The organism is Streptomyces lothianensis, assembly GCF_047779955.1.
Taxonomy (GTDB): Bacteria; Actinomycetota; Actinomycetes; order Streptomycetales; family Streptomycetaceae; genus Streptomyces.
The window spans coordinates 1-18,223 of the sequence record NZ_JBLMKT010000084.1 but is presented as its reverse complement, the minus strand read 5'-3'; the positions used below and the strand labels follow the sequence as shown (position 1 = coordinate 18,223).

The 18,223-nt window shown below is 68.3% G+C and carries 11 protein-coding genes and 1 pseudogene; 4 read left to right on the top strand and 8 right to left on the bottom strand.

What is annotated here, in order from left to right:
• Nucleotide 1: 1 nt before the first annotated feature.
• The 4 genes from ACLF6P_RS29335 to ACLF6P_RS29320 form a co-directional block, all read right to left on the bottom strand.
• Complete coding sequence (locus ACLF6P_RS29335; RefSeq protein WP_415954446.1) at nt 2-931, bottom strand: DnaJ C-terminal domain-containing protein; 930 nt, start codon at nt 929-931, stop codon at nt 2-4.
• 18 nt (nt 932-949) lie between these two features.
• The gene (locus tag ACLF6P_RS29330) at nt 950-1,501 is read right to left on the bottom strand and encodes a nucleotide exchange factor GrpE (protein WP_415954445.1); all 552 of its coding nucleotides are present in this window, start codon (nt 1,499-1,501) and stop codon (nt 950-952) included.
• A 12-nt stretch (nt 1,502-1,513) separates the two neighbouring features.
• Nucleotides 1,514-3,409 (bottom strand): molecular chaperone DnaK, encoded by a 1,896-nt coding sequence (dnaK, locus tag ACLF6P_RS29325; RefSeq protein WP_415954444.1) that lies wholly within the window; start codon nt 3,407-3,409, stop codon nt 1,514-1,516.
• Between the two features lie 392 nt (nt 3,410-3,801).
• Nucleotides 3,802-5,940, bottom strand: a complete 2,139-nt coding sequence (locus tag ACLF6P_RS29320; protein WP_415954443.1) for a SpoIIE family protein phosphatase — start codon at nt 5,938-5,940, stop codon at nt 3,802-3,804.
• A gap of 364 nt (nt 5,941-6,304) precedes the next feature.
• Between ACLF6P_RS29320 and ACLF6P_RS29315 the strand changes: the two genes are divergently transcribed.
• Nucleotides 6,305-7,531 carry a PucR family transcriptional regulator gene (locus ACLF6P_RS29315; RefSeq protein WP_415954442.1) on the top strand — a complete coding sequence of 409 codons (1,227 nt, stop codon included), beginning with the start codon at nt 6,305-6,307 and terminating at the stop codon, nt 7,529-7,531.
• Here ACLF6P_RS29315 and ACLF6P_RS29310 read toward each other — a convergent pair.
• The 3 genes from ACLF6P_RS29310 to ACLF6P_RS29300 form a co-directional block, all read right to left on the bottom strand.
• On the bottom strand, nt 7,485-7,859 hold the full coding sequence (locus tag ACLF6P_RS29310) for a hypothetical protein (protein ID WP_415954441.1): 375 nt from the start codon (nt 7,857-7,859) through the stop codon (nt 7,485-7,487). The two genes, ACLF6P_RS29315 and ACLF6P_RS29310, sit on opposite strands and share 47 nt — an antisense overlap.
• Nucleotides 7,860-8,143: 284 nt before the next feature.
• Nucleotides 8,144-10,456: an FdhF/YdeP family oxidoreductase gene (locus ACLF6P_RS29305; RefSeq protein ID WP_415954440.1), complete on the bottom strand. Its 2,313-nt coding sequence runs from the start codon at nt 10,454-10,456 to the stop codon at nt 8,144-8,146.
• A gap of 81 nt (nt 10,457-10,537) precedes the next feature.
• Nucleotides 10,538-10,753, bottom strand: coding sequence for a hypothetical protein (locus ACLF6P_RS29300; protein WP_415954439.1), 216 nt, complete (start codon nt 10,751-10,753; stop codon nt 10,538-10,540).
• Between the two features lie 598 nt (nt 10,754-11,351).
• Between ACLF6P_RS29300 and ACLF6P_RS29295 the strand changes: the two genes are divergently transcribed.
• Genes ACLF6P_RS29295 through cydD form a run of 3 tightly spaced genes read left to right on the top strand, consistent with a single transcriptional unit; the run spans nt 11,352 to nt 17,433 of the window.
• Complete coding sequence (locus tag ACLF6P_RS29295) at nt 11,352-12,887, top strand: cytochrome ubiquinol oxidase subunit I (RefSeq protein WP_415954438.1); 1,536 nt, start codon at nt 11,352-11,354, stop codon at nt 12,885-12,887.
• An 11-nt stretch (nt 12,888-12,898) separates the two neighbouring features.
• The gene (cydB, locus tag ACLF6P_RS29290; protein ID WP_415954437.1) at nt 12,899-13,900 is read left to right on the top strand and encodes a cytochrome d ubiquinol oxidase subunit II; all 1,002 of its coding nucleotides are present in this window, start codon (nt 12,899-12,901) and stop codon (nt 13,898-13,900) included.
• Between the two features lie 2 nt (nt 13,901-13,902).
• Nucleotides 13,903-17,433: a thiol reductant ABC exporter subunit CydD gene (cydD, locus tag ACLF6P_RS29285; protein WP_415954436.1), complete on the top strand. Its 3,531-nt coding sequence runs from the start codon at nt 13,903-13,905 to the stop codon at nt 17,431-17,433.
• 75 nt (nt 17,434-17,508) lie between these two features.
• Here the strand turns inward: cydD and ACLF6P_RS29280 are convergent.
• Nucleotides 17,509-17,975, bottom strand: a pseudogene (locus ACLF6P_RS29280) (DUF488 domain-containing protein).
• Between the last annotated feature and the right edge of the window lie 248 nt (nt 17,976-18,223).

The following is an 18,223-nucleotide window of genomic DNA, read 5'->3' as shown; positions in this document are numbered from 1 at the left end:
TCTACTCCCTGGGGTCGAAGGACGACGCAGCGGCGAGTTCTTCGAACAGTTCCCGCTCACGGTCGCTGAGGTGTGGCGGGATGGCGATGCGGAGCTCTGCGTACAGATCGCCGTTGGCGCCGCGACGGTTCGGCATGCCTTCGCCGCGTAGTCGCAGGCGCCGCCCGCTGGAGGATCCGGGTGGGACCGTGACCTTCGCGGTACCGTCGGGGGTCGGCACGCGAACCGTGGCGCCGAGAGCCGCCTCCCACGCCGTGATAGGCACCTCGACATGGATGTTGCGGCCCTCCAAGCGGAAATGCTGGTGGGGACGGATACGGACCCGGAGGTATAGATCGCCGGGCGGAGCGCCACCACTGCCCCGGCCGCCCTCACCCGCCAGGCGGATTCGCTGGCCGTCGGTCACGCCCGCGGGGATCTTCACTTCGTAGTCACGCTGACCGGCGGGCCCGCCGAGGTTGACCGTGCGGCGCCCACCCCGGTGGGCCTCCTCGACGGTGAGGGGTAGTTCGGCCTCCTGGTCGGCTCCGGGCACGTGCCCGGAGGGAGACCCGCCACCGAAGAAGGAGCCGAACAGGTCCTCGAAGTCGATGTCCTCCCCCGCCTGCCCTCCGAAACCGCCCCGTGCGTAGCGCACTCGGGAGTCACGTCCCCCTGCGTCGCGGAATCCTCCGAATCCGGCGCCCACGCGCTCGTCGTAGTCCTCCGGGATCTTGCGGAAGTCCTCGCCGAAGCGGTCGTAACGGGCCCTGGTCTTGGGGTCGGAGAGCACGCTGTACGCATCGTTGACGTCCTTGAACCGCTCCTCGGCCTCGGGAGATTTGTTCACGTCGGGGTGGTACTTACGGGCGAGCTTGCGGAATGCCTGCTGGATCTCCCCGGCGTCCGCGCTTCGCGACACGCCCAGCACCTCGTAGAGGTCACGCGCCATGACGTTTCACTCCCGCCGTCACTCCCGCCGCGTTACGGTCACGGCCACTGGCCGTAGTTGTTGGTCGGCGTCGCCGTAACCGGGGCGTTGGACCTGTACCACCGTTCCGGGCTCGGCCTCCGCGTCCTCGACGACCGCCACGACCTCGTGGAGACGAGGATCGAAGGGCACACCCGTCTCCGCGTGCCGTGGGAAGCCGAGCTGCTTCAGTGCGTCGATGGCCTGATCGCGGACCGCTTCCACACCCTCGACGATCGAGGCGGGGTCGGAGCGGGCGTGGTCGAGAGCGAGTTCGAGATTGTCGAGGACGGGGAGCAGGACCGCCGCCGTCCGCGCCCGCTCAGCACTCCGCTCGCGGTCCAACTCTCTGGCGTGGCGCTTGCGGAGGTTGTCGAGATCGGCGAGGGAGCGCCGCCAGCGGTCCCGGAGCTCCTCAAGCTCCTCGGCCTGCTCGTCTCGCTCGCCTGGTGACGGAGCCGCGTCGGGTGCGGGTTCGTCCGCTTCGGGCACTGCGGCGCCGGGCCCGTCCGGCTCATCCGGCACCGCGTTGCCGCGGGAATGACCTGCCATGGCAACCCCGCCTCAGCTCTTGTCGAACTCGGCGTCGACGATGTCGTCGTCGGCCTCGGCGGGTCCTCCCTGCGCCGGGCCTGCACCTTCACCAGGCCCGCCCGCCTCGGCTCCCGCCTGGTGCGTCGCCAGCGAGGCGTAGATCTGCTGGAGTTCGGAGGTGAGCGGCCGGGACTCGCTCACGCCGACGGCGTCCTTGACCGCCTGTCGGGCCTGGCCCACCAGCAGCTCCGCACGCGACTTCTCGTGCGCGGGCGCGTCGTGGCCCAGTTCCTCCAGCCGCCGCTCGACCTGGTAGGCAGCCGTGTCGAGTTCGTTGCGGGCGTCGATGGCCTCGCGCACCGCCTGGTCCTCGCCCCGGTTGCGTTCAGCCTCTTCGACCATGCGGTCGACTTCGCCGCGGTCCAGATTGGAGCTCTCACTGATCGTGATGCCCTGCTCCTTGCCGGTGTCCTTGTCGCGGGCGGTGACGTTGAGGATGCCGTTCGCGTCGATGTCGAAGGTGACTTCGATCTGCGGTTCGCCGCGGGGCGCAGGGCGGATGTCGGTCAGCTGGAACCGTCCGAGCGCCCGGTTGTCCGAGGCGCGTTCTCGCTCGCCCTGGAGGACGACGACGTCTACAGCGGGTTGGTTGTCCGCGGCGGTGGAGAACGTCTCGGAGCGTCGTACGGGAATCGTCGTGTTCCGTTCGATGATCCTGGTCATGACCTCGCCGCGTGTTTCCAGCCCCAGTGACAGGGGCGTGACGTCGAGTAGCAGTACGTCCTTGACCTCGCCGGTGAGCACGCCGGCCTGGATCGCGGCGCCGATGGCCACGACCTCGTCCGGGTTCACGCTCATGTTGGGTTCCTTGCCGCCCGTGAGCCTGCGCACCAGGGCCTGCACGGCCGGGATGCGCGTGGACCCGCCGACCAGGATGACCTCGTCGATGTCGTTCTCGCTGACCTTGGCATCAGCCATTGCCTGCTTGACGGGACCCATCGTCCGCTCCACGAGGTCGGAGGTGATGTGGTCGAACGTGGAGCGTGTGATCGTGTCGGTCAGGTGCTTCGGACCGTCGGCATCAGCCGTGATGAAGGGCAGACTCACCTGGGTCTGCGTCACCGAACTCAGTTCCGTCTTGGCCTTCTCCGCTGCCTCGAACAGGCGCTGCAACGCCTGCGGGTCCTTCCGCAGATCGATACCGTTTTCCTTCTGGAAGTCATCCGCGAGGTAGTCCACGATCCGGCGGTCGAAGTCGTCACCGCCCAGGTGGCTGTCGCCTGCGGTGGAGCGCACCTCCACCACGTTGTCGCCGACATCGAGGATGCTCACGTCGAAGGTGCCACCGCCCAGGTCGAAAACGAGCACTGTCTCGTTTTCCTTCTTCTCCAAGCCGTACGCGAGTGCTGCCGCCGTCGGTTCGTTGACGATCCGCAGTACTTCCAGGCCCGCGATCCGCCCGGCGTCCTTGGTCGCCGTACGCTGCGCGTCGTTGAAGTAGGCGGGCACGGTGATGACAGCCTGGGTGATCTTCTCTCCGAGCTGCTTGCTCGCGTCATCCACCAGCTTGCTCAGCACCAGAGCGCTGATTTCTTCCGGCGAGTGCAGCTTGCCCCGAACCTCGAAGCGCGCGTTGCCCTGGTCGTCGCCCACCACGTCGAAGCCGACCGCCTTGGCCTCATCGGGAATCTCATCGAAATTCCGGCCGATGAACCGCTTGGCGGAGTAGATCGTGCCCTTGGGGTTGAGGATCGCCTGCCGGCGCGCCATCTGCCCCACGAGCCGTTCGTTGGACTCGGTGAACGCCACGACCGACGGAGTGGTGCGCGCGCCTTCCACGTTGGGAACGACGGATGCTTCCCCGCCTTCCCAGACCGCGATGACCGAGTTGGTCGTGCCCAGGTCGATTCCTACTGCCTTGCCCATGGGAAATGCCTCCTCCGGGACGGGCCACGTCAGAGACAGCGGCGCCGAATTGGTCGGCCGCCCAGCTCCCTGCCCTGGGCGCCCCTGGGGTGTCTCGCACGCCAGGCGCATTCCACGATAGATGCGGTATGGACATACCGCATCTATCGGAATTTTTGAACGGTGCCGTACCGCCAAGGGCACGAGGAGCGGGGCGAGCAGAACCGGAAGACGGTGGCCGATGTTGTCGGAAGCCGGGTGCGACGCGGGTGGGAGGCTGGGTTTCGGGCTGACGCGGGGCCTTGACGCTGCGCGGTACTCGGTCTGCGTACGAAGCGGGTGACGCGCTCGAACGCCGCTCCAGCGTGGGGCGGCTGCGGCTGTGGCGGTACCAGCTACTGATGATTGCCACGTCATCGGGCTCTGGCGATGAGGAGGGCGATGTCATCGACCGTGTCGCCGTCGGCCAGGGCGTCGAGGATCTGCTCGCAGGAGGACTGCGAGGGGTGGCCGTGGTCGGTGAGCAGTCGGAGGAGCAGTTTCAGGCGGTCGTCGATGGGGCGCTGCCGGGTCTCCACCAGGCCGTCGGTGTAGAGGACGAGGCTGTCGCCAGGGTTCAGTTCCAGGTCGGAGGTGAGGTACTGGACTTCGCCGACGCCCAGGGGCGCTCCGGTCGGCAGCGCCAGCAGGCGCGGTGCGCCGTTCTCGGGGATCAGGACGGGTGGCATATGGCCGGCGTTGGAGATGCGCAGGGTGTGGTCGTGCGGTCTGTAGACCGCGTAGACGCAGGTGGCGATGTGCGCGTCGAGTCTGGCGGTCGTCTGGTCCAGGTGGTGGAGCACCTCGTCGGGGGACATGGCCAGGTCGGCGTAAGCCCGGGTGGCGGTGCGTAGGCGGCCCATGGCCGCGGCGGCGTCGATACCGTGGCCCATGACGTCGCCGACGACCAGCGCGGTGCGGTCGCCGTCCAAGGGGATGACGTCGTACCAGTCGCCGCCGACCGCGGACGATGCCTGCGCCGGCTGGTAGTGGGAGGCGACGTCCAGGCCGCGCACGGTCGGGAGCGGATCGGGCAGAAGGCTGCGCTGCAGGGTCTCCGCGGAGTTGCGGACGCTCTGGTGCCAGCGGGCGTTGTCGATGGCGATGGCGGCGCGGTCCGCGAACTCCCTCGCCAGCAGGACGTCGTCCTCCTCGAACGGGGCCGGGGTACGGGCGCGGGCAAGCGTGAGGGTGCCCAGGACCTGGTTGTGGGCGATCAGCGGTACCGCGAGGTAGGAGTGGACACCCGCGCGCGCCAGGCGCGTTGCGGCCTCCGGGTCGCGGGCGATGTGCGCCAGATCCGATTCCGTGACTCTCGGCACGAGGACGGGGGCGCCAGTGCGCACGCACCGGGTGATCAGCCGGTCTGCGCGGTACGAGGCCAGGTGGCCGACCGGGTCCGCCGCGGCGGCGGCCTCGGTGGTGTACGCCATCGCCAGCCCCAGGGCTCTGAAGCGGCGAGGGCCGTCGCCTTCGGGGCGGTGGCGCATCTCGAGTGCGGAGTCGAGGATGTCGACGGCCGCCAGGTCGGCGGGCTCCGGGACGGCTGCGTCCGCCAGCTCCTGGGCGGTGCGGTCCACGCGGAGTGTGGTGCCGATGCTGGCGGAGGCGTCGGCGATCAGGGCAAGTCTGTGGCGTCCCCGGTCTGCCTGCGCCTGGGCGCGGTGGCGCGGTGTGATGTCGACGACCGAGTTGGCCACGCCGAGGACCTGCCCGTCGGTCCCCTCCAGACGGTAGTACGAGACCGACCACGCGTGGTCGTGGTCGGGATCGGCGGGGGTGCGACCGACGATGTTGCAGTCGACGACCGGTGTTCCGTTGGCGAGGACCTGGCGCATCGTGGCCTCGACGGTGGCAGCGTCCAGGAGCGTGAGGATGTCGCGGGGGTGGCGGCCGGTGTGGTCGGCGGCGGGCAGGCCGTTGATCCGTGCCAGTGCCGGGTTGACCAGTAGGTACCGGAGGTCCGCATCGAGGAGGGCGAGGCCGATGGGGGACTGGGAGACAAGCTGCTGAGAGAGCGCGAGGTCCGTCTCCAGCCGCCGCAGCAGTTGCCGGTCGGCGGCGATCCCGAGGGCATAGGTTTCGCCTCGGTCGTCGAGCAGCCGCATGTTGCGGAACTCCACGAGCCGGGTGGTGCCGTCCTTGTACCGGACCGGGAAGGCGCCGGCCCAGCTCGACCCGGTCGCCATCACCTCGGAGAACAGCTGGGCAGCCTTGTCCCGGTGCTTGTGGTGGAGGAGCAGCTGGGCGGCGTATTGGCCGAGAGCCTCCTGGGCGGTGTAGCCGAAAACGTCCTCGGCCTGGGGGCTCCACAGCGCGATGCGTCCCGCACGGTCCAGTACGACCGCGCAGACGCTCAGCAGGTCCAGCAGCCCGCCGGGAGGCACCGGCGCCGCATGAGCACCGTTTTGAGCGGCGTCAGGGTCGGAGAAGGGTGGTCCGCTGTCCTCCGTCACGAACGTCTCCTTCCCGCCTGCCACGCTCCCGTCGAACACCGAAAACGCATCTTCCATGCTCCCCCCGGCCCGCTGGCGGCACTACTCGGAGTGCTGCAGGAAGTGCCTGACCACGAGGTCCGGTCGACGCGCACGCTTGCGTGCAGCGCCCCGGCGGGGCTTGCGCCGTGTGGACCAGCCGAAACAGCACCGGGCTGCAGCCGGGTGAAACGATCACGGGCGTTCTTGTTCGGATGGACAAAGACCGCTGTGATATCGCACATGACTCCGGACCGGACGGTCGTCCGGTCGGAGCGCGGCGGGCTTGACGTCAGCGCATCAGGCCGCTGGTCATGAGGCCGGCATGGAAGAATCGACTGAACCGAACTGTGCGGGTGGTCGCTCGTCTCGAAGAGACGGCGGCACTGAACGGGGAGTTCTCATGCCTGATCGGATCGCGGCGGACGGACCGGAGCAAGAACGAACCGATGCGCTCAGAGCGTTGATCGCCTGGGCAGAGCAGCAGCTGCCCCGCCTCACCGACGACGTGTTCGCGACCGTCCGGGACCGTATCGATCTGTACCGTCAGGGCGAGGTCGTCCCCGGTGACGACCTGCACCATTCCATCGCCGCCAACCTCCAGTTCATCGTCACCGGTTTGAGTGACCCGAGCGCCACCCCGGATCTGGCCGTTCCGTCCGGGACAGGGCGGCGCCGTGCCCACCAGCTGGCTCCGCTTCCGGAGGTGCTGCGCTGCTACCGCGTCGCCTGCGCCATGCTCTGGGACCTGCTGCTCGACCACGCCCGCGGCCAGGGCAGTGCGGAGGCACTGGACGCCCTGGTAAACGCCTCCAGCACTCTGTGGCGACTCTCGGACGACCACGCGCTGGCTCTCACAGAGTCATACCGTGCCGCGACCGCGGAGTTGCTGACCGCTCAGCAGCGACGTCGCTCGGCGCTGGTGGAGGCGCTGCTCACCGGCCAGTCGGTGCCGGAGTCAGGGGTCTGGGAGGTGGGAAGACTCCTCGGGCTGCCGCTCGACGCGAAACTCATGGTGGTAGCCGCCGAAACCACCGGCCTGGCGGAGGAGAGCCTGATCGGTGTGGAGCGTTGCCTCACGGAAGCCGGCATGGTGTCCGCCTGGCAGCTCGCCCCTACTCAGCAAGTGGGCCTCATCGCCGTGCGTAAGAAGCAGGACGAGGCTGTCGTCGGCATACTGCGGGCCATCGCCGTAGCCCGCACCGGGGTCAGCCCTACGTACCGGGCGCTGTCCGAAACTCCCCGTGCGTTGCATCTGGCGCGTTCCGCGCTCGCCGAGATCCCGGTCGGCAAGGTCGCGGTGCGTTCCTTCAGCGCCAGCCCGCTCGCCGCGCTGATCGCGCACGACCCCGATGAGGGGCGACGCGTGGCCAAGGACGTACTCGGGCCGGTATTCGACCTGCCGCAGGGCGACCGAGACGCCCTGCTGCAGACGCTCCGTGCGTTCCTGGACCACACCGGTTCCGCGGAGCGTGCCGCGCACGTCCTGCACTGCCACCCCAACACCATCCGGTACCGGCTCAACCGAATCCGTGAACTCACCGGCCGCTCGCTCAGCGAACCTCGCGCCCTGGCCGAACTGGTCACGGCGGTGGATGCGGCCCGCCTCGCTCCCACTGACCGGACCTGATCTCCGTCAAGGTGGCGTCGTCGTCCGACCAGGCGGGGGCACCCGTCTCGGTAGGCTCCGCAGCCGCGGGCGTGGCTACTTCGGCGAACGCCGCATCCAACGAGACCAGCAGGTCCGCAGTCGTCGCGAACAGAGTCCGCTCGCGTGAATCCGTCACGAACACCAGATCGCTGCGCAGTTGCAGAACCAGCTCCTGCATTCGGGCCCGCGCGCGAAGAGACGGGGCATGCGAGCCCGCACTGAATTGTGCACCGCCTGCACCGAGACGTGCTGCGGGCGCCAGCGTGAAATCTTCAGTGGCCACGATGTGGAGATCCTCATCGTTCATGGGCTGGGACTCCCTTCGTGAGTGGGTCCGCCACCCGCTGCCACGAGGGGCGCGTGCCGTCGGCCCGTTCACTCAGGCTATGACCGGGTGCACCGCCGTGCCTGCTCACGCGGCAGTTCTGGTCGCCCGAACAGAAGTAGTTGTCGAACAACCCGAAGATGGGCTTTTCCCATGTCGCGGACGAAATGGAACGGAAGAGTGACGGCTCCCGACATCACGGACTCCGGCGATCAGCAGGAGGGATCGGCAGTCCCGCTGCAGGCCGTGGCTCGAGGGTGTCGGGTTCAGTCCGAGGGCGTGATGGTCACCCTGACGTGCTTCATGATGGGCTGGTCGCTCTGCGTGCTGTAATCGCCGAGGGCGCAGAGCACGTTCATCTCGGGCATGTATCCGGCGGCGCATCCGCGCGGGATGTTGTACGGGACAGCGAGGTAGCGGTCGAGGCGGCGGTGGCTGCCGTCCTTGGCAGTGCTGGTGATGTCGACCGGGTCGAACTCCTCGACGCCGCGTTCGCGCATGTCGTCCTTGTTCATGAAGACGAGGGTGCGCAGGTTCTTGATGCCGCGGTAGCGGTCGTTGTCGGAGTAGATGGTGGTGTTCCACTGGTCGTGGGAACGCATCGTGCCCAGGGCGAGGGTGCCGGGTGCCGGCACGACGTCGGGCAGGGGGGCCGTGGAGAATTCGGCGCGGCCCGACTCGGTCAGGAAGACCAGTTCGCGGGCGGGCTGCTTGATGCGGAAGCCGAGCGGCAGCCGCACACGGCGGTTGCAGTCCTCGAATCCGTCGATGACCTCGGCCATGGAGTCGCGGATCCGGTCGTAGTCCTCGGTGTACCACTCCCAGGGGGTATCGCTCTCGGGCAGTGTGGCGCGGGCCATCCCTGCGATGATGGCGGGTTCGGACAGCAGATGCCTGGACGCGGGGCGTTTCATGCCGGTGGAAAGGTGCACCATGCTCATCGAGTCCTCGACCGAGGTGGACTGGATGCCACTGCGCTGGTGGTCCCTCTCCGTGCGGCCCAGACACGGCAGGATGAGCGCCTTGCGGCCGTGCACGAGGTGGCTGCGGTTGAGTTTGGTGCTGACCTGGACGGTGAGTTCGCAGTTGCGCAGCGCTTCGTAGGTATGCGGGGTGTCGGGCGCCGCCAGGGCGAAGTTGCCGCCCATGCCGACGAACACCTTCACGTCGCCGCGGTGCATGGCCTGGATGGTGCCCACCGTGTCCAGACCGTGCTCGCGCGGCGGCTCGATCTTGCAGACCTCGGCCAGGCGGTCGAGGAACTCCGGGGCCGGGCGGTGGTCGATGCCGCAGGTCCGATTGCCCTGTACGTTGCTGTGCCCCCGTACGGGCGAGGGGCCTGCTCCCTCGCGGCCCAGGTTTCCGCGGAGCAGAAGGACGTTGACGATCTCGCGGATCGTGTCGACGCCGTGGTCGTGCTGGGTGACGCCCAGGCACCAGCTGATGATGCTGCGGTCGGCATCGCAGTACACGCGTGCGGCCTTGAGGATGGCGTCGCGGCTAAGTCCGGACTGTCGTTCGATCTCGTCCCAGGAGGTCTCTTCGCAGAGCGCGCGATAGGCGTCGAAGCCGGTGGTGTGGCGGTCGATGAATTCCTTGTCGAGGTTCTTCGGATCCGTCTCGGCCTGTTCCAGGACGGCCTTGGCCATGCCGCGCAGGAAGGCCATGTCGCCGCCGATTCGCACCTGGAGGTTCAGGGTGCTGGTCCGTGTCGATTTGAACAGGGCCATGTCCGTGAAGTCATGCGGAATGATCGTGCGGGTCGCGGCCGCCTCGACGAGCGGGTTGACGTGCACGACCTGCGCTCCCCGGTGGTAGGCCTCGGCCAGGGCCGTCAGCATCCGGGGAGCGTTGGAGGCGGCGTTGACCCCCATGATGAACAGGGCGTCCGTGCTCTCCCAGTCCTTGAGGTCACAGGTGCCCTTACCGGTGCCCAGGGCCGCCTGCAGGGCGCGGCCGCTTGCCTCGTGGCACATGTTGGAACAGTCGGGCAGATTGTTCGTGCCCAGTTCGCGGGCCCACAGCTGGTAGAGGAACGTGGCCTCGTTGCCGAGCCGTCCCGAGGTGTAGAACGACGCCTGGTCGGGGCTGTCCAGGCCCCGTAGGGTCGCGCCCACCAGCTCGAAGGCGTCCTTCCAGCTGATCGGCCGGTAGTGGTCCGAGTCGGGGTCGTAGACCATCGGCTCCGTCAGGCGTCCCTGGTCCTCAAGCGCGAAGTCGCTCCACTCGGACAGCTCGCTCACCGAGTGCGCGGCGAAGAACTCCCGGTCGACCCGCTTGTGCGTCATCTCCCAGGCGACGTGCTTGATGCCGTTCTCGCAGATGTCCAGGCGCAGGCCTTTGAGATCGTCAGGCCAGGCGCATCCCGGACAGTCGAACCCGCCGTTCTCGTGGTTCATCTTGAGGATCGCCCGCGGACCGTCGACAAGTTCGCGCTCCCGCAGGAGGAACCTGGTGACGCTCTTGGCCGCACCCCAGCCCGCCGCGGGGTGGTGGTACGGGTGGAACTCGGGCTTCTCCTCCGGAGTGGGCCCGACACGGGGCTCCCGCGCGTCCTGGCCTTCTTGGGGGGCGGTCATGAACCTTGTCCTTTCAGGCGCTGGGCGTGCGGAGGCGGGGGAATCCAGACAAGGGGTCGCGTTCAGCGAGTGAGCGCTTCCTCAGTCCTCGTAGTCGGTCGGCGGGAAGTCCTCGCGGTGCTTGCGCGACTCGGTACCGGTCGGCAGCTCGCCGCTGTCGGCCTGCCGGTCGACCGCGGTCTGAGCCTCCTCGTACTGTGCGGCGGCATCGGCCGGGCCGTCGGCGGGCAGTCCGACGTCCCGGCGGTCCTCCTCCGTCAACTTCTCGAGCTCCTCGGCATCGGGACGCCTCGGCATGCCGCGACCGTGGTCGCGCTCCGGATCCCCTTCGACCTGTCGGTTGGACTTGTGGTGACCCATTGAATCCTCCAAGTGGTCCGAGCTCCAGGCGCGCAACGATTCCTTCCAGCCAAACCCGGTGGCTCCCCACCCGCAACCGGGACCGTTCCACGACGAGGCCGAAGCACTCAGAGCCGAAGCACTCAGATCCGCTCTCGCCGTGGAATTCACCGATGCCACGCCAACGGGGGACACCTTTCACCTGTGGAAAATCTGTTCGAGTCTTCTTCGTTCGCTGACACGGTGTTGATGCAGTGGTTCTCAAAGGCTCCTCCGTGCAGGCTGCTCTGCGGCAAGGCAACGGCGGCAGTGGTGATGCGGATGCTTAGGTCGCACGAGAGCCAGAGGTGGAGACATGGGTGAACGATCAACCACTGCGCAGTCTGCGGCGGTGCGCGCCCCCTGGTGGGCCGGAGCGGCCGTGCGTCTACCGAAGAGCGGTGACCAGGCGCGGCGTGCGATCGCGTTCGGATCGGCGAAGGGCGAAGAGTCCCGTGACTGATAACAGGAGCCGCTTCTCGTCCAAGAGGGCGCAGCCGGGTGAGAGGGAGGCGCAGTGGAGCTAGCGCTCGCTCAGGAGACCATCGCGCGATGGCAGTTCGGCGCCACCATCGTCTACCACTTCCTCTTCGTCCCTCTCACCATCAGCCTCGCCGCGATCGTCGCGGGCCTGGAGACGGCCTGGGTGCGCACGGGCAAGGAGAAGTACTTCCACGCCACCAAGTTCTGGGGCAAGCTCTTCCTGATCAACATCGCGATGGGAGTCGTCACCGGAATTGTGCAGGAGTTCCAGTTCGGTATGAACTGGTCCGAGTACTCCCGCTTCGTCGGTGACGTCTTCGGTGCTCCTCTGGCGATGGAGGCGCTGGTCGCCTTTTTCGTCGAGTCCACCTTCATCGGGCTGTGGATCTTCGGCTGGGACCGGCTTCCGAAGAAGATCCACTGCGCCTGCATCTGGGTGGTGGCCATCGGCAGCCTCCTCTCGGCGTACTTCATCCTGGCGGCCAACTCCTTCATGCAGCACCCAGTTGGCTACCGGATCGACCCGGACACTCAGCGAGCCCAACTGACCAACATCGGCCGCGTACTGCTCCAGAACACCACCCTGGTACAGGTCTTCCACACCTTGACGGCCGCCTTCCTCACCGGTGCTGCCTTCGTGATCGGCATCGCCTCGTACCACCTGTGGCGAGCCAAGCGACTTGAGGACACCCAGCGTCAGCGGATCGCCGTTATGCGCACCTCGCTGCGGCTCGGCCTGGTCATCGCGGTGATCGCCGGCCTGGGGACCGCGCTCAGCGGAGACCGGCTGGGAAAGGTGATGTTCGAGCAGCAGCCGATGAAAATGGCTGCCGCCGAGGCTCTGTGGGACACCGAGGGACCGGCCCCGTTCTCGGTCTTCTCGGTCGGTGATGTCTCCGAGGGGCGCAATGCGATGGCACTGGAGATCCCCGGTTTGCTGTCGTTTCTCGCCAAGGACAACTTCTCCGATCCAGTCCCAGGCATCAACGACCGGGCGAGGGCGGAGGCGGCGGAGTTCGGCGGCCGGCCGGAGGACTATCGCCCGAACATCTTCATGGCGTACTGGGGCTTCCGGCTGATGATCGGCTTCGGGATGACCAGCTTCATGGTGGGGCTGATCGGCCTGTGGGCCACCCGGCGAAAGTTCTGGCTGGCCCCTGTGCACCGCACGGGTGAGGACGAGCCGCCGAAGCTGATGGTCACCAATACGTGGGAGCTGAACGGCTTCTTCACCAAGTGGAGTTGGCGGATCGGCATGCTCACTCTGGGCTTCCCGCTGATCGCCAACAGCTTCGGTTGGATCTTCACCGAGATGGCCCGTCAGCCCTGGGCGGTGTTCCATCTGATCCGTACCGAGGACGCCGTCTCCCCGAATGTCACCGTCGGTACGCAGATCGGCTCACTGGCCGCCTTCACCGTGCTCTACGCAGTGCTCGCGGTGATCGAGGTGAAACTCCTGCTGACCTATGCCAAGGCAGGACCGGACACCGACGAACGGCCACCCGCCAAGGACCCGACCCTCGGCGGTCCCGTAGGGGACGCCGACCAACCTCTCGCCCACGCGTACTGAGGACGGCCCACATGCACCTCCACGATCTTTGGTTCATCCTGATCGCCATCCTGTGGACCGGCTACTTCTTCCTTGAGGGCTTCGACTTCGGCATCGGGATCCTGACGAGGCTGCTGGCCCGGGACACGACCGAACGCCGGGTGCTCATCAACACCATCGGCCCGGTATGGGACGGCAACGAGGTCTGGCTGATCACGGCCGCCGGTGCGACCTTCGCGGCCTTCCCCAGCTGGTATGCCACACTGTTCAGCGGCTTCTACGTGCCCCTTCTGATCATCCTGTTCTGCCTCATCGTCAGGGGCGTGGCCTTCGAGTACCGGGCCAAGCGGCCCGGAGCGCGCTGGCAGCGCAACTGGGAGCAGGCCATCTTCTGGACGTCCCTGCTCCCTTCCTTCCTCTGGGGTGTCATCTTCGCGAACATCGTCCGCGGCGTCGCGATCGACGAGGGCGGGGTGTACGTCGGCGGCCTCGGGGACCTCTTCAACGGGTACGCCGTTCTCGGCGGCGTGATGACGCTCGTGCTCTTCACGGGCCACGGCGCGATCTTTGCCTCCTTGAAGACGACCGGGGACATCCGTGAACGGGCCAGGACGCAGGCAACAGCGCTGGGCGGAGCCGCCGTCCTGCTGTTGGCGGCCTTCCTGATCTGGACCCAGGCGGACTCGGGCAACGGCTGGAGCCTGGCCGCGCTGATCGTTTCACTGGCGGCCCTCGCCTGCGCGCTGTTCGCCACCCGCATCGGACGTGAGGGCTGGGCCTTCGTACTGTCGGGACTGACCGTCGTGGCCGCGTTCGGGACGCTCTTCCTCGCGCTGTTCCCCGACGTCATGCCGTCCACCCTCGACGCGGCCTGGTCGCTGACGGTGACAAACGCTTCGTCCTCGCCCTACACCCTGAAGGTGATGAGCATCGTGGCGGCCGTGTTCCTGCCGATCGTGCTGCTCTACCAGAGCTGGACGTACTGGATCTTCCGCCGGCGCATCGGCGTGCAGCACATCCCGGCGGGCCACTGATCATGCGTCCCATCGACCCGCGGCTGCTCGCCTATGCCCGCACCACCCGGGTCTTCCTCGCCACAGCGGTGATCCTCGGTGCGGCAGCAGCGGCCCTGGTGGTCGTCCAGGCGAGCCTCATCACCGACATCGTGGTACGTGCCTTCCAACAGCAATCCCACGACCTGACCGGGCCCTTGCTCGGCCTGGCGGCAGTCGCCGTGGGCCGAGCGTTGGTGACCTGGCTGACCGAGCTGACGGCGCATCGCTCGGCCGCCCGCGTGAAGTCCACCCTGCGCCAGAAACTCCTCGACCACGCCACCGCACTCGGCCAGACCCATCCGGCCGGCCGGCGCACCGGCGAACTCACCGCGCTCGCCACCCGGGGGATCGACGCCCTCGACGACTACTTCGCCCGCTATCTGCCCCAACTGGCGCTCGCTGTCGTGGTTCCGGTGGTGGTTCTGGCCCGGATCCTCGGCGCCGACTGGGTGTCGGCGGCGATCATCGCGGTGACGCTGCCACTGATCCCGGTCTTCATGGTGCTGATCGGGCTGGCGACGAGGACACGGATGGACCGGCAGTGGACCCAGCTGTCCCGCCTGTCGCACCACTTCCTCGACGTGGTGGCCGGGCTGCCCACGTTGAAGGTGTTCAACAGGGCCAAGGCGCAGTTCCGTTCGATCGCCCGGATCACCGACACGTACCGCAGGGCGACGCTGCGAACGCTGCGGATCGCATTCCTGTCCTCGTTCGTGCTGGAGCTGTTGTCGACGCTGTCGGTGGCCCTGGTCGCCGTGTCGATCGGGTTCCGGCTGGTCGACGGATCGCTGGACCTGGAGACCGGGCTGCTGGTGCTCGTACTCGCCCCGGAGGCCTATCTGCCGATCCGCCAGGTCGGCGCCCTGTACCACTCCAGCGCGGAGGGCCTCACCGCCGCCACGGAAGTCTTCGAGGTCCTTGAGACCCCGCTGACCCCAGCGGGCACGGAACCCGCTCCGGCCGTAGCGGGTACGACGATCTCGTTGTCGGAGGTGAGCGCGGGCTATCCGGGACGCTCCGAACCGGCACTGCGCGATGTATCGCTGACTCTCGCCCCCGGAGAGACCGTGGCCCTGACCGGTCCGAGCGGCGCGGGCAAGTCCACCGTGCTCGCCCTGCTCCTCGGGTTCGCCAGGCCCTCCCACGGCAGCGTGCTCGTCGACGGACGCGACCTCTCGTCGTTCGCCCCCGCCGACTGGCGACGCCAGATCGCCTGGGCCCCTCAGCGCCCGCACCTGTTCGCGGGTACGGTCGCGGACAATGTGCGCCTCGCCCGGCCCGAGGCCACCGACGCGGAGGTCGAGGCCGCGCTCGCCGCGGCCCACGCACTGGACTTCGCCACACCTGACCTGGTGCTGGGAGAGGACGGTGAAGGACTGTCCGCCGGCCAGCGGCAGCGGATCGCGCTGGCCCGCGTCGTGCTGGCGGACAGACCCCTGGTGCTATTGGACGAGCCGACGGCCAACCTCGACGGTGAGAGCGAGGCCGCGGTGGTTGATGCCGTCCGTGCCCTGGCGGTCGACCGCACGGTTCTGCTCGTCGCCCACCGGCCTGCCCTCCTCGCCATCGCGGACCGACGCGTCCACCTGGGCGCCGACCGCGTACGCGAGGACCTCGCGGCGAAGCCCTCGCCCGCCCGTACGCCTGCTCGCACCGAAGCCGTGCGGAAGCCGGTGGCATCGGCCTGCGTACCTCTGCCCGGGCCACTACGGACCGGGGGCCAGCGGCCCCGGCTCGGTTTCGCCGTTCTCCTCGGGGCGCTTTCCCTCGGGTGCGCGGTGGCCTTGGCGGCGACCTCCGGGTGGCTGATCTCGCGGGCCTCCCAGCTGCCGCCCGTTCTCTATCTGCTCATGGCCGTGACCGCCGTACGGGCCTTCGGGATCGGGCGCAGCGTGTTCCGCTACGCGGAGCGGCTGGTCTCGCACGACAGGGTCCTCACCGCATTGGGAAGCGTCCGCTCCGCCGTGTACCGCCGCCTTGAACGGCTCGCACCGACCGGGCTGCCCGCCTACCGTCGCGGTGACCTGCTGTCCCGCCTGGTCTCCGACGTCGACGCGGTACAGGACGAGCACCTCCGGTGGCGCCTGCCCGCCGCCGTTGCGGCGGTCGTCTCGCTGGGGGCCTGTGTCGGCCTCGCGCTCCTCTTGCCCTGGACCGGCGCGGCGCTGGCCCTGGGGCTGTTCCTGGCCGGGGCCGTGGTGCCCGCACTCGCGAGCCGGATCTCTGGCTGGAGGGAACGCCAGCAGTCCCCCGCTCGCGCGGAACTGGCGGTCCGTGTCGTCGATGTTCTCAGCGGTACGGCAGAACTCACCGTCGCCGGCGCCCTGCCCGCCCGCCTCGGCGGGGTTCGGGCCGCCGACCGACGCTTGACGGCGCTCGCCGCCAGATCGGCGTCGACCGCCGCGCTCTCTGGCGGGCTCACCGCACTGAGCACCGGGCTGACCGTCGCGCTCTGCGCGGCCGCGGGCGGGCACGGCGTCGCCACCGGAACGCTCCCGGGCGTATACCTGGCCGTGGTGATCCTCACTCCGCTCGCCGCGTTCGAAGCCGTCGCCGGTATGCCGACGGCCGTACAGTTCCGGGACCGCTCCCGCGCCTCGAAGTCCCGCCTCGACGAGGTGCTCACAGCCCCCGAGCCGGTGACCGAACCCGCTCGCCCGATCGCGCCTCCCCAGACCCCGCTCCCGCTCACCGTCCGAGGTCTCACCGCTCGTTGGCCCGGTGCACGGCGCGACGCACTCCGCGGCATCGACCTGGATCTCGCTCCCGGCCGGTGCGTCGCCGTGGTCGGGGCGTCCGGCGCGGGAAAAACCACCCTGGCCCAGGTCCTGCTCCGGTTCCTCGACCAGACGTCGGGTTCGGTCACGCTCGGTTCCGGCCCGCACACCGTCGACACCCGCATGCTCGCCTCGGACGACGTCCGCACGGCTGTCGGCCTGTGCGCCCAGGGCGCCCACATCTTCGACAACTCCCTCCGGGAGAACCTGCGCCTCGCCCGGCCCGAGGCCGACGACTCGGTCCTCATGGCCGCACTCTCCGAGGCCCGTCTGCTGGACTGGGTCGGCACGCTGCCCGCCGGGCTCGACACGCTGGTCGGCGAACACGGCGCCCGGCTCTCGGGTGGTCAGCGCCAGCGCCTGGCGCTGGCCCGGGCACTGCTCGCGGACTTTCCGGTCCTGATCCTGGACGAACCCACCGAACATCTGGACCTGCCGACGGCCGATGCCCTGACGGCCGACCTGCTCGCCGCCGCCAAGGGCCGCACCACGCTGCTGATCACCCACCGCCTGGCCGGACTCGACGACACAACCGTCGACGAGGTATTGCTCCTCGATCGGGGCCGCATCGTGGAGCGCGGCACCTGGACAGAGCTGATCGACCGTCCGGACGGGAGACTGCGAGCCCTGTGGCAACGCGAGCGTCAGGCCGACGCGCTGGCAGCCCCCGCCGCCGACGCGCCCCGGATCGGCGCACCGCAGGTTCGCGACGGTCCCGCGCTGTCTGTTCCCTGAGCCCGGGCTGCCTGTTCCCTGAGAGGGAAGGAGCGCGGCAGGCGAGCGTGTAGTCCCGGACCTCGTCGATCACGTTCACGCCGGTGGCGGATAGATGAGCCGGCTGTCGCACACCTGCGCGTGCTCGTTGAGCACGGCCCGCTTCGTCATCGTGCTCGACATGCTGTGCCAGACCTCCACCCCGGCGACGATCAGCGCATCGGTGATCAACCTTCGGTGGCAGCGCCACGGCACCGCCTCACTGCACATGATCACCAGCCGTTCGTGTTCAGCCAGCCTGAGCAATTCGTCAAGGCCTTCCGCGAATGCATCGGTGGCCATGTAGTCCGCGTAGTCATGGAACGCCTTGACTCGCCACGCTCCGTTCGCACTCGCCACATCTTTGGGTGCATGTCTCCGGCCGCCCAGATTGGGAATCCAGCGGTATCCCATGTCGGGCGCAGGGCTTCGATGATCGCCGACTGGTTCCACTGCGGATACTTCCTCGACGAGGGAAACGACCGCACATCCGCGCGGCAGGTGATGCCATTGCTGTGCACCATGCCAAGGAGGTCGTCGAAAGCGCGGGTCGAGTGCCCGACCGTATAGACGCGGCAGGGCTTGTGTGCACCGACGCACGAACCGAGTGGCACAGGCCGCGTACGCACGGATCCTCCACAACCTTGATCGACTTCCGGGCGCTCCCTGTACTGAGCTGTACTGAGATTTGTGGAGTCCCTGATGCCAGGGTTACGGTCCTGGCGAAGGAGATCCACCAGCACCATGGCAGCACCCCGTAAATATCCGGACG